Here is a 12,343-nt window from a genome sequence, read left to right on the forward strand (position 1 = left end):
CTGTCGTCTGTGGGGTGCTCCCCATTCCAGTGGGCGCGGCGGCTTCACTTCTCGACCGACTGTGTGTCCGTTTCCTGCAATCCCGGATGCTTGCGTGCATTGAGTGCCAGAACATCAAACGGCACGGTGACGTTGCCGGCATTTTCAAATTTCAGGGTCAGGTCGTATGTTTGCCCCTCTACCAACTGGGCGCTCAGGCCCATGATCATCAGGTGGTTGCCCGCAGGTTGCAATGACACCGTTTCTCCGGCGGGAACGGGTAGCCCGTCAGGCAAGGCGCGCATTGTCATGACGTCGTTTTCAATCGTCATTTCATGGATATCCGTGCGTTCTCCGATTGGGGCTGTGACGGAAAGCAACCGGTCGTCTGTTATGCCGTGGTTCGCAATGGTCATATAGCCGCCGGCGACGGGCGCGTGTGGCAGGGTGGCACGGATGAATGCGCCGGTGACGGACAATTCCGCGACCTGCACTTCGTCTGCGGATGGCGTATGATCCTCCGCGACAGCAGACGTGGCGAAAGGCGTTGCGCCCGTCAGGACGGCGATAAGCAAGAGTTTCATGGTCTATCCTTTGGTGTCAGGGCTGTTCGGTGTTTCTGGAAAACATGGGGCGCTATGGCTGTGAGTGTGTCGGGTAGGCGGTTCCCGGAAAGGCATCGAAACGGCGCGAATAGGCGGGGCCGAGTGCTGCTTCTTGTGCCCGCATTTCGGCGCGTAGCGGGTCGCCCTGACGGCGTGAAACGCCGAGGCTTGTCAGGGTCGCGGGCTGAAGCAGGCTGGCGTTTGACCATAGCTCGACATTCCAGCCGTCTGCGCCTCGCCGCAAAAATGCGCGCGCACCAATGTTGCCGAGCGACCAACCTGCAATTGCAATGTTTTCGGACAGCACGACCGGAGCGATGACCGCATCAGGCGATCCAAGCGTGTGGCGAAGGCTGGCTGCAATGTCTGAAACGGCAGCCGCGCGGTCGATCGGCGGGGCTGCGTGTTGGATCTCGGACACAGGATCATGTTCGGTTTCTGTTTCGACGGGGTCGATCATGAAGAACATGTCGAACCGCCCGCGCTTTTCAAAAATCATTGTGCCTGTGAGTTCGCCGCCCTCCATGAGCGGACGGTTCACATTCGCCAGACTGCCGCGAAGCTCGCCGCGGGCAAGCAACACGATCTCGCCCGCCGGAATGTCGACCCAGGCACGTTCTTGCATTCGGATGTTGCCTTCGGCATCGGTGACGGGTTGCACAAAACGCACCGTGCCGAAGGGGGTTTCAATGCCCAGCAGGCGTTCGTCCTGATCGCTCTCATTGGACAGCGCCATATAGACGGCTGCGGAATTGGCATTGACGGGCGTGGCGGGCAGCGAAGGGTGGATGATCTGCAAGCCGTTCAGGAAGAATTCATGTGCCGTTGCGGGCACGGCGGCGCAAAGCGCGAGGATCAGGGCAAGGAACCTCATGGCATCATCCTGTTGACTGTGGCCGGATGGTCGTCAGGCCAGGGATCACGATAGGCGGGATTGGTCAGAAATCCTTCATCGGTGAGGCTTTCGAGGAAGGCAATGATATCCGCAATCTCTTGCTCGCTGGCTTTGAAGCCTACAACCATGCCGTCTTTATGGGGATTGCGGGCACCATCACCGGCATAAGGGCCATCCTCGATCAGGCGACCCGCGCGTTGATAATGGGCGAGAACATCTTCGAGTGTTTCGGCCGATCCATCGTGGAAATAAGGCGCGGTTACAGCGACGTTGCGCAGGCTCGGAGTGCGAAACCGCCCCATGTCCGCAGGATCGCCGGTGAACTCGTAGAACCCTGTTGCATGAGGAGGATAGACCCCCTTCCCGTCGATGTTGTAGAGGCCGGTATTGTGGCTTCCTGTCTCGGCCATCGCGCTGCGCGTGGTTTGCAGGTTGTCGGTGAAAAGCACGCCGACATGGCAGTGGTAACATTCAAAGCGATGATCAAAGAACAACTGTTCGCCGCGTTTTGCCGCATCTGACAATGCATCTTCCTCGCCCCAGTATTTGAAACGGTCATAGAGGCTGTCGAGAGAGATCAGGCTGCGTTGAAACGCGCCGAGTGCGCGGGTTACAGTAAAGAGATCAACCTGAGGCCGCTCGGGAAAGCTCTCGGCGAAGGCGTGCCTGTAGTAGGGATCGTCCGCGAGGCGGGAAAATATCTCGACCTCGCGCCCGTTGCCGCCCATCTCGTCAGGGTTGTCGCCAAACATCGGGATGAGCGATTGGAATTCCAGTGAGGTCATATGCGGGTTTCCCCAAGTGAGCAGGGGGAAGTATCCGACATTGGCCAGAGAAGGAGCGTTGCGAATACCGACAGTGCCCTCGATGCCTATGGCCAGTGGGCGCCCGTCGGTAAATGCGCGGGCCTGATCGTGGCAGGATGCACAGGCAACAGTGCGATCCAGCGACAGGCGCGCATCGTAAAACAGACGCCGGCCAAGCTCGACTTTGGCCGACGTCATCGGATTGTCCTCGGGCACGGGAGGCGGCGCCATCCATGCTGGAATTGGCCACACAAAGGGAGCGTCTTCCGGCAAGGAAATGCTCTGTTCCCCGCGCGCATGAGCCACGGTGAAGACCAGAGTTGTGAGCGCCACGAATGCCCTGCGCATGGCTTAACGGACCGAAACGAGTTGTTGGGGGCCTGCGGGAATATCCTCGTAAGCCATGCCAAGTTTTTCCATCACCGTTACGCAATCCGCATCGCCGGGGAAGGACATGCAGCCGGGGGATGTGTCCGCTGCGTTGATGCGCAGGTCTGCTTCGGCCACCACTGGCGCAGGGTCGATCACGACCAGATTGCTGGCGGGGTCAAACTCGGCAAAGGTCACAGACAGGTTGTTGGGGTTGGCACAGGCGCTCGGAGCTTCCGTTTTGGACGCGGCCTTGCACATGGTCGAGCCGAGATGGAGGAACCAGCCCTTCGGCCCGTTTTCTGCTTTGTCTGTCGGCACCATGTCGATGCGCACGAAGCGGTAGCCGCCGCGCCAGTTCCAGAACATGCCAGTTGCGTTCAGCGGGGCAGGGGCAAGCGTCGGGTCGCCGTGGTTCTTCTCGAAGGGCACGGCGATGTTGAACGCGAGGCCTTGGTATTCGCCTTCGGGAACAGTACCGCGCAGGCTGGTGTTCATGTCGGCATTGCCTGTGCCGTTGCAGCCCGCAGTGCCATCTTCGAAGTCCAGCAGGGCGATGTCGTCAACCTGCCATTTGCCGTCTTGTTCCAGCGCAATGGGCTGAAGCGTGCCATCGGTGCGGATGAGCGCCGGCGCCGATACGAACATGCGGTAGTCGGTGCCTTTAACGCTGGCGTCGGTGCTGCCCAGATTGTCGTAAGTCTCGGTGCAGGAAAACGCCTCGCCGTCTATTTCGGCGGTAAAGTTGATGGTGACGGGTTGTTCCGCGAATGCCGGTGACGCAAGCGCGGTGGCAGCACAGAGTGCGAGAATATGTTTCATGTTTTTAAGCTCCTTTAGAAGAGTTGGGATCGGTTGAAAGTTATCGGGGGACGTTCCGGAAGGCCGCGAGGGACGCGGCAGGGCGGCGACGCAATCTGGGTGACAAGGGCACGTCGGGTATCCTCTGGAATGGTGTTCGGGTGATTGGTACGGTTGGGGGCGAACCTGTGTGTCGCCAAGGCCCAAGGGGGCGCCTTCAACCAATCAGTCCAAATCCGGCTGCGGTGCCACGGCCATGACGCGTGTCGGAGATGACACGGTTTGCGTGATGCCAAGAACCGTCAGGAGCCGCAGAAAATGCGGATTCGATCAGGTCTTGCGCATGTGGCGCGAGGGTGGGTTGGAGTGAGCGGTATAAAGGCGGATCAGGCCAGCGGCGGGGCCCTTACGCCGCGCGCAGGGTCCAGAACTGCGCGTATGGCGCGGCGTTCCTGTGGCGCGATTACCGTTGCGACAAAGATGTAATCCGCTTCGACTCTGCTCGGCAGGTGATCGGGAAGAAGGACAGAGCCGATGATGTGGCAGGCCTGACAATCGCTGTGGGTTGTCTGGCCGCCTGACCCCGAACCACCACAGAGGTCTGATATATCACCGCCCGCGATGACATATGCTTCGAAAACGGGGTCAGAGGGGTTCGAGAGACGATGGGCAAACGCCGTCGCGACAAGCGCAACGGTCAACAGAGCAACAACTGCGACCCTGTGAATGTTATGCGATACCCGTTTGAACATGAAATTCGATTAACTATTTACCCATCAATGGTCAACACACCCGCCCCTGCCAGCACGCGCGATCATTAGCGCGCGTATCAGGAAATAGACTGGAATCGTCCAGAGCGGTCAGCCAATTGCTCTACTGCGGGCCGGGCTCAGCGGTTGCGGCCATGAGGCTCAAACAACCTGCAAAACAATCTTACCAATATGCTCGGAGGCTTCCATCCGCGCATGGGCCTCGGCGGCCTTTTCCAGCGGATAAACCGAGTCCATCACTGGCGCGATACGGCCCGCCTCCAGATGAGGCCAGACCTCCTTCAGAAGCGCCTCGGCGATCTTAGCCTTCGCAGTGTCGCTCTGGGGTCGCAAGGTTGAGCCGGTTATCGTCAGCCGCCGTGTCATTACCTGTGTCATGTTCAGTTGCACATCGGCGCCCTGCAGGAAGGCTATCTGCACGAGGCGCCCGTCATTGGCCAAGGCATCCAGATTGCGCGAAATATAGGGACCGCCCACCATATCAAGGATGAGCTGCGCACCGCCCGCGGACTTCATGACCTCGACATAGTCCTCGTCGCGGTAATTGATGACGCGTTTCGCACCCAAGTCTCTGCAGGTCTCGCATTTCGCGGACGAACCAGCGGTAGCGAATACCTGTGCGCCGCGGAGCGCGGCAAGCTGGATGGCGGTCGTGCCGATCCCCGATGAGCCTCCATGGACGAGAAACCGCTCCCCCTCCACCAGACCGCCGCGCATGAAGACGTTAGTCCAGACCGTGTAATAGGTCTCACAAAGTGCCGCGGCCTGCTCCATCGTCAAACCCTCAGGCACAGGCAGGGCATGATCGGCATGAGTCACTGCGTATTCGGCATATCCGCCCCCAGGCAGCAGCGCGGTTACCGCATCGCCAACCTGCCAGCGCGTCACCCCCTCGCCCAACGCAACCACATAGCCCGCGCCTTCAAGCCCAGGAAGGGGCGAGGCACCGGGGGGCGGCGCATAATTGCCTGCGCGTTGCAATGCGTCGGGACGGTTCACGCCAGCATGACTGACACGAATTAGGATCTGTCCCGGACCGGGCTGCGGAACCGGCCGGGTCGCAGGCTTTAGCACCTCGGGAGCACCATATTCGGAGATTTCGACCACGCGCATGGTATCGGGGAGTTTCATCTTTGAGCCTCGGTGTTTGGGGCTTGCGCCCAGGTGTCTGTATGAAAATTCGGTTTTCGGATCGCTCGAAGAGCGACGCGCCGCAAAGGTAGGCGGGGGCCTAGGAAGGGTCCCCGCCTTGTCGAATCAGGCCTTGCCAGTCAGGCGCATGAACTCGTGCAGCAGTTCAGCCACGCGACCCGAATAATTGGGATCACGCTCGGCGTATTCGTCGACCACTTCCATCGACTTGACGCGAAGCTCTTCAACGACGGCAGGCTCGAGATTGGTGATCTCACCGCCAAGCTCCTTTACGAACTCGTCCTTGCGCACGAGATCCTGATGCAGGAAATGAGCGCTGGCGTCGGCGCTGGTGGCGCGGACGATCTCGTTGAAGGTCGCCTTCAAATCGTCGCCGATGGCGTTCCACGCCTCCATACCGACCATGACCTCGCCGTTCAACTGGCTCACCAGATCGGGCTGGACGATGTACTTGGTCACTTCCTGGAAGTTCATACCCCAGCCGGTCGAGATCGAGCCCCAGTGCGCGCCCTCGACAACGCCAGTTTGCAGCGCCTGATAGAGTTCGCCGCCTGGGATCGACACAGGCGAAGCGCCCATCTTCTCAAGCACCATCGCGGCGGTGCCTGTGGAGCGCACCCGCCAGCCAGCAAAGTCTTCCTTAGTCACCAGCGGGCGGTTGGAGTAGAGTGCCAATCCCGCGTAAGAAACAGGGCCCGCCTGATAGATGCCCTGCTCGGCATAGGCTTCGCGGATAATGTCCAGCGCGCCCATCTCATACATGAACATGTGCATCTCTTCATGGCTACCAAAGGTGCCTATGTTGCCGTTGAGGTGGCCCGCAACGGGGATCCGGCCCATCCAGTAGGATGGATAGATAAAGGCGCTTTCCAACAGACCGCGGCGGACTGCGTTCAGCACTTCACCAGTGGGCACGATACCGTCGTTCTGGACGGGTTCGACAGTCAGCTCGCCGCCAGTTGCCTCCGTCACGCGGTTGGCGAAGTTTACGAAAACGTCCTCGTAGTACCAGTTGCCCGTGGGCCAGTGGGTCTGCATCCGCCAAGTGGTCTTGCTCTGGGCAATGGCCGCAGGCGCGGCCAGAACCGTGCCGAGCCCCGCCGCCGTACCTGCGGTCAAAAGGTTGCGCCGAGAAAGCGACTTCTTGTTTATCGTCATGTTGTTCCTCCACTAGGGTTAAGGGACCGCTCCGCATAGCTCCTCCTGCGAGGCGGTAGCTGCCGATGCGGGTTAGACCCGCTTCGGAAGATCGGTGAAATTGGTAATGATCTGCGGGAACAGAAAGATCAGCGCCCCGGTGAAGAGCATCAACAGGAAGAAGGGAGTGATTGAGCGATAGATCGCGCTGATCGGCGTTTCTGGACTCAGGATCTTCAGATAGAACAGGTTGTAGCCGAAAGGCGGCGAGATGTATCCGATGCACAAGTTCAGCTGGAACAGGACGCAGAACCAGATCGGATCGAAGCCAAGTTCAAGCACGATGGGAAAGAATATCGGCAAGATCAACAGAATGATCCCGATCGGGTCAAGGAACATGCCCAGCACCAGCGTCACAGCCTGCAGAATCAAGATCATCATCATCGGAGATACATCGAGGCCACGCAGGAAGCCTTGCATGAAAGCTGTGCCCCCTGCTCCGCCATAAACGGCGATGAAGGCGTTCGCACCAAAGACAATCCAGATCACCATCCCGGTCATCGCGGCGGTCTCAAAGCTGACGTCCTTAATGTAACTCCAGTTCAGTTCACGTCGGATCGCGACCGAGATGACCACGGCCGCGGCGCCAACGGCTGCGGCCTCGGTCGGGGTGGCGATGCCAGCGAAGATCGAGAGCAGCACCGACAGGATAATGATGAGCGGCAGGAAGACCGAGCGCAGGGCACGCAGCCGTTCGGTTAGCGGTGCCACTTCAGCGGCACCAGGGGCCAGCTCGGGCCGCATGTGGCTGCGGATTGCGACATAGGCAAGAAAGATACCCAGCAGCAGCAACCCCGAGACGAGTCCCCCCATAAACAGCCGACCGACGGACTGGCCAGTCTGCATGCCAATGACAATTAGCGTGATCGACGGCGGGATCAGGATGCCTAGCGTGCCCGAGGCCCCGATGGTGCCTAGCACGAAGGAGCGATCATAGCCGCGCTTGTCCATTGCTGGAATCCCGACAAGGCCGGTCGTCATGGTCGAGGCAGCGCAGCTCCCGGTCATCGCCGAAAGCGTTGCGGCGAACCCTGACGTGCCCAAGAGCAGGCCCCCGTTGGTGCGCCCCGACCACAGGTAAAAGGCATGATAGAGATCATGCGCGATCTTTGAACGTGCCAACGCCACTCCGATGAACACAAACAGTGGGATCGCCGACAGCAGGATCGACCACATGGAGCCGAACATTGTCGTGACGATCGAATACATGCCGTTTCCGCCGAAGGTCAGGAGACCAAAGATGACAGCGGTGCCGCCCATTGCGAAGGCCAGCGACACGCCTGACAGGATGGCGACAAGCACCATTCCGAACATGCCGATCGTGAGGATTTCAGGGCTCATAGAATTTCACTCCTCTGCGCTTCGGGGGGATGAATGTCGGCGTCGGGATTGACGATCAGCACCAGCGAGCGAAGCGCTTCGATCACCCCCTGGACGGTAATTAGAAGGGCACCCAGAAACAGCGCCAGCTTGATCGGCCACATCGGGTGACGCAGCACGCTGTCATCCAGCTCGTTGAAGCGCCAGGCGTCTTCGAACAGCCAGAACCCTTCCCAGACTAGGACAACGCCCCAGATGATAAGGAAGGCGCAATTGACCAAATCGAGAAAGGCGTTAAAGCGCGGCGACCGTGTGCCCAGCAGCAGGTCGACGCGGACATGGTTGCGGCGGATCAGCGTATAGGCGCCCACCATCACGAAATAAGCGCCGAAGATGCGCTGGGTGTAACCATGCGCCCAGATCGTGGGCTCGCCAAAGACATAGCGAGCGACCACCTCCCAGCACAAAACGACGATGCCGATCCAGATCAGGAAGGACACCGCCTTGCCGATCAGCACATTTAGATTTTCGATATGTCTGAGCAATGTCATGTCACGACCTTTCGGACTTCAGTCTCTCTACTCGGCTCTGTCTCGCCTGACGGGTCGAGACCAGCCGCCTGCATCGCGCGGATGGCGAAACGTTCGGCCAGCGGGCCGAGCTCTGCCGCCTCCTCCGAGGCGGCGTTGCCCGCCCCAGCGCGGTCAGCGATACCCACGAAAATCACCGCGAAGCGGAAGAGCGCGAAGGCCCGATGGAAACGGGTGAGTTCCGCCTTCAGGCGGTCATGGGCGTGGTAATGAGCCACGAACTCCTCACGCGAGGGAATGCCAAGCGCCGCATTATCGAGGCCCAGAATGCCGCCATATTCGTCGGGCGCAGTCTGCCAGGGCATGACGCAGAAGCCCAGATCGCCCATCGGATGACCAAGGGTCGACAGCTCCCAGTCGAGCACCGCGATGACCCGCGGCTCGGTGGGGTGGAACATCATGTTGCCCAGCCGGAAATCACCATGAGCGATGGAGACCGCACCGTCATCGGCGGGCATGTTGGCAGGTAGCCAGTCTATCAACCGGTCGAGCGCAGGGATGCGTGGACTGGGTGATTGGGCATATTGCTCGCTCCAACGTCGCAACTGCCGTGCGAAGTAACCGCCAGGCCGACCGTAATCGCCCAGCCCCACCTCCTCGGGCCGCACCGCATGAAGCTTAGCCAACGTCTCGGCCATGGACAGATACATGGCTCGACGCTCCTCAGGCCTCAGTCCAGGCAGCGCACAGTCCGAGAATACGCGCCCCTCAAGCCGCTCCATCACATAGAAGGGCGTGCCCAGAACCTCGGCATCTTCTTCAAGCACCAGCGCACGAGGAACGGGCACGTCGGTGCCTTCCAGCGCGCGAAGCACACGAAACTCCCGCTCGATGGCGTGAGCGCCAGGCAGGATCGCCCCCGCGGGCTTGCGCCGCAGCACCAGCCGCCGCGAGCCCCAAGTCACGAAATAGGTGGGATTTGATTGCCCGCCGCTGATCGGCTCGGCCTCCAGCGCGACGTCAGGGCCGTTATCCTCGGGAAAGTGACGGCTCAGCCAGTCGCGCAGTGCCGCAGTATCAAGGCCACTCATTGGGTCACCATTTGATTGGCGGTTTCCCGCAACAGGAATTTCTGGATTTTGCCAGTCGCGGTCTTCGGAAGTTCACCAAAGACGAAGCGACGCGGCCGTTTGAAACCCGCCAGATGCTCGCGACAAAACGCCTCGAGATCGGCCTCGGTCAGGCTAGCGCCTCTGCGCGGCTCGATAAAGGCCCAAGGCGTCTCGCCCCACTTCTCGTGCGGCGCAGCAACCACAGCGGCCAGCAGCACGTCGGGATGTTTGTGAAGCGCGGTCTCGACCTCGATGCTCGATATGTTCTCGCCGCCCGATATGACCACATCCTTGGCCCGATCGCGGATTTCGATCTGACCGTCGGGGTGGCGCACGGCGACATCGCCAGTGTGAAGGTAACCGCCAGTCAAAGCGGCTTCAGTCGCCTCGGCGTCGCGATAATACCCAGCCATCACCGTGTTGCCGCGCAGGACGATCTCGCCTTCGGTGGTGCCGTCTCGAGGCACCTCGTTGCCGCCCTCGTCGACAACGGCGATCCCGCCATTGGTGGAATGCCGGTAGCCCTGTCGCGCCAGCAGCGCCGCACGGTCTTCAATTGTGCCCGGCGCATCCGCACCAGGATTATTGAACGTGGCCGGTCCGTAGCTTTCGGTCAATCCGTAACCATGCAGGAGGTCGAAGCCCCGCTCCTCCATCCCCGCCAACAGGGTGGGCGTGGGTGCGGCGCCGCCGGTCATCACCTTGACTCGATGCGCAGGCCCAACCCCGCCATGATCGAGGATCATGTAAAGGACAACTGGCGCGCAGCACATGAAGTTGACGCGGTGCTGGTCGACCAGCTTCAGGATCGGCGCGGGCTCAACCTGCTCCAGACAGACGTGCAGGCCACCAACTGCGGTGACCGCCCAAGTATGGCACCAGCCGTTGCAATGGAACATCGGCAGCGTCCAGAGGTAGCTGGTCTCCGCTGTGAACCCCAGCGACATGACGTTACCGACCGCGTTGAGATAGGCCCCTCGGTGGGTGCAGACCACCCCCTTCGGGCGGCCAGTCGTGCCAGATGTGTAATTTAGCGCGATGGCCTGAGTCTCGGAGAGAACATTGCCCGACCAGTCGAGCGCAGGCACCGAACCGTGGAAGAGATCGAGGCCTTTCCCATCGGCTGGCGCGCCACACAAGCAGGTGACAGGCACGGTCGCCTGCGCAAGCGCCTCGGCTGTCCGCGGCTCGCACAGCACAAGCTTGCTGCCAGCGTGCTCGAGAATATAGGAAATCTCGCCCGACGAGAGACGGGTGTTTAGCGTATTGAGAACCGCGCCCAGGGCTGGCACCGCGAAATGCGCAGCCAGCATCTCGGGCCGGTTTGTCAGCATGACCGAGACCACATCGCCCTGCCCCACGCCCTGTGTGCGCAGCCAATCGGCCATACGGGCCACCAGCGCACCGAACTCGACATAGGTCCATGTGTGTTCGAGCCATGCCACGGCAAGACGTCCGCCGTGCACCTCGATTGTGCGATCCAGCAGATCAAGCGGCGTCAGGGGCCGGAAATTGGCGGCGCGAGCCGCAAGATGCGGGTCTTCAAACATTATCGGCACCTCCTCATGCCTTGATGTTTTACAGGATTGTCGAAATCAGCTTCCAGAGACCTCCCAGCTCCAGAAGTCACGGCGCTCCTTGCTCAGGAACCGTTCCAAGACCATCTTGTGGACTTCATCCGCACCATCAACCAGACGCGCCTGGCGAGCATAACGGTAGATCCACTCAAGCGGCGTGTCGCCCGAATAGCCCCGGGCACCATTGATCTGGATGCCCGTGTCGGCCGCCTGATGCAGCAGGTTGGCGACATGCACTTTGGCCATCGAAACCTCCTTGCGCGCATAGCTTCCCTGGTCGAGCGCCCAAGCCGCCTTCATCACCAGAAGCCGCCCGATCTCGATCTTCATAGCCAGATCGCCCAACATTTGGCGGATGCTCTCACGCTCACTCAATCGCTCGCCGAAAGCGTAGCGTTCGGAGGCGTAGTCCTGAGCAATCTCAACAGAGCGTTTGGACAGGCCCAACCAGCGCATGCAATGGGTCAGACGCGCTGGTCCGAGACGCATCTGCGTGACTTTGAGGCCAAGCCCCTCCCCCAGAAGCACGTTGTCGGCATCGACCTCCAGATTGTCGAAGACAAGTTCGCAATGCCCGCCATGCTCTTCAGGGCCCATGATCGGAATGCGCCGTTCGATGTGCCAGCCGGACTGATCCCTGTCGAAGAGAAATGCCGTAAGTCCTCGGCGTGGATCATCGGAGGTTCGCGCCATCAAGATAAAATGCTGCGCCGTCTCAGCACCAGTGATGAACCATTTGCGACCGGAGATAACATATTTGTCACCCTTCCGCTCGGCCTTGGTCAGCATCATCGAGGGATCAGAGCCAGAGCCGGGTCCTGGCTCGGTCATCGCGAATGCCGAGCGGACGCGACCCTCCACGATGGGAGCAAGCCAGCGCTCTTTCTGCGCATCGGTCGCGGCCTTTTCTAACACCATCATGTTGCCATCGTCGGGTGCGGCGGAATTGAAAACCACTGGCCCGAAAATCGAGCGGTTCATCTCCTCGTAGCAGACAGCCATACCAGCCATACCCAGCCCTTTGCCGCCCGTCTCGGGCTTGAGCTGCACGCACCACAGCCCCGCGGCCTTGGCCTTCTCGCGCAGCGTGCCCAGAAGATCTTCGTTGATATTTCCGTGGGCATCATAAGAGCTGCGCTCTGCCTCAAGAGGGATGATTTCCTCTTCCACAAAGCGGGAAATGCGGGTGCGGTAGTCCTCAATCTCGGGGGAAATCGCGAAGTCCATGAT

General features: G+C 60.3%; 12 protein-coding genes. All 12 read right to left on the minus strand.

The genetic code is table 11. The features are described from left to right. Nucleotides 1-44: 44 nt before the first annotated feature. Complete coding sequence (locus ACN0SC_RS09695; protein ID WP_417249474.1) at nt 45-563, minus strand: copper chaperone PCu(A)C; 519 nt, start codon at nt 561-563, stop codon at nt 45-47. A gap of 52 nt (nt 564-615) precedes the next feature. Next, the gene (locus ACN0SC_RS09700) at nt 616-1,458 is read right to left on the minus strand and encodes a copper uptake system-associated protein (RefSeq protein WP_417249475.1); all 843 of its coding nucleotides are present in this window, start codon (nt 1,456-1,458) and stop codon (nt 616-618) included. Continuing rightward, nucleotides 1,455-2,633, minus strand: coding sequence for an MbnH family di-heme enzyme (locus ACN0SC_RS09705; RefSeq protein ID WP_417249476.1), 1,179 nt, complete (start codon nt 2,631-2,633; stop codon nt 1,455-1,457). Before ACN0SC_RS09705 ends, ACN0SC_RS09700 begins: the two co-directional genes overlap by 4 nt. 3 nt (nt 2,634-2,636) lie before the next feature. Then, on the minus strand, nt 2,637-3,476 hold the full coding sequence (locus tag ACN0SC_RS09710; RefSeq protein ID WP_417249477.1) for an MbnP family copper-binding protein: 840 nt from the start codon (nt 3,474-3,476) through the stop codon (nt 2,637-2,639). Between the two features lie 365 nt (nt 3,477-3,841). Beyond that, nucleotides 3,842-4,207, minus strand: a complete 366-nt coding sequence (locus ACN0SC_RS09715) for a hypothetical protein (RefSeq protein WP_417249478.1) — start codon at nt 4,205-4,207, stop codon at nt 3,842-3,844. A gap of 159 nt (nt 4,208-4,366) precedes the next feature. Further along, nucleotides 4,367-5,356, minus strand: a complete 990-nt coding sequence (locus ACN0SC_RS09720) for an NAD(P)H-quinone oxidoreductase (protein ID WP_417249479.1) — start codon at nt 5,354-5,356, stop codon at nt 4,367-4,369. A 126-nt stretch (nt 5,357-5,482) separates the two neighbouring features. Then, nucleotides 5,483-6,535, minus strand: a complete 1,053-nt coding sequence (locus ACN0SC_RS09725; RefSeq protein WP_417249480.1) for a TRAP transporter substrate-binding protein — start codon at nt 6,533-6,535, stop codon at nt 5,483-5,485. Nucleotides 6,536-6,607: 72 nt separating this feature from the next. Next, nucleotides 6,608-7,915: a TRAP transporter large permease gene (locus ACN0SC_RS09730; RefSeq protein WP_417249481.1), complete on the minus strand. Its 1,308-nt coding sequence runs from the start codon at nt 7,913-7,915 to the stop codon at nt 6,608-6,610. Next, nucleotides 7,912-8,445, minus strand: a complete 534-nt coding sequence (locus ACN0SC_RS09735; RefSeq protein WP_417249482.1) for a TRAP transporter small permease subunit — start codon at nt 8,443-8,445, stop codon at nt 7,912-7,914. Before ACN0SC_RS09735 ends, ACN0SC_RS09730 begins: the two co-directional genes overlap by 4 nt. Further along, nucleotides 8,442-9,515, minus strand: a complete 1,074-nt coding sequence (locus ACN0SC_RS09740) for a phosphotransferase family protein (RefSeq protein ID WP_417249483.1) — start codon at nt 9,513-9,515, stop codon at nt 8,442-8,444. The genes ACN0SC_RS09735 and ACN0SC_RS09740 overlap by 4 nt, the downstream gene beginning before the upstream one ends. Beyond that, entirely contained in the window at nt 9,512-11,086 is a 1,575-nt protein-coding gene (locus ACN0SC_RS09745) for an AMP-binding protein (protein ID WP_417249484.1), read from the minus strand. Before ACN0SC_RS09745 ends, ACN0SC_RS09740 begins: the two co-directional genes overlap by 4 nt. 45 nt (nt 11,087-11,131) lie before the next feature. Then, nucleotides 11,132-12,340 carry an acyl-CoA dehydrogenase family protein gene (locus tag ACN0SC_RS09750; RefSeq protein WP_417249485.1) on the minus strand — a complete coding sequence of 403 codons (1,209 nt, stop codon included), beginning with the start codon at nt 12,338-12,340 and terminating at the stop codon, nt 11,132-11,134. Between the last annotated feature and the right edge of the window lie 3 nt (nt 12,341-12,343).

It is taken from the genome of Celeribacter sp., assembly GCF_048261515.1.
Classification (GTDB): Bacteria; Pseudomonadota; Alphaproteobacteria; order Rhodobacterales; family Rhodobacteraceae; genus Celeribacter.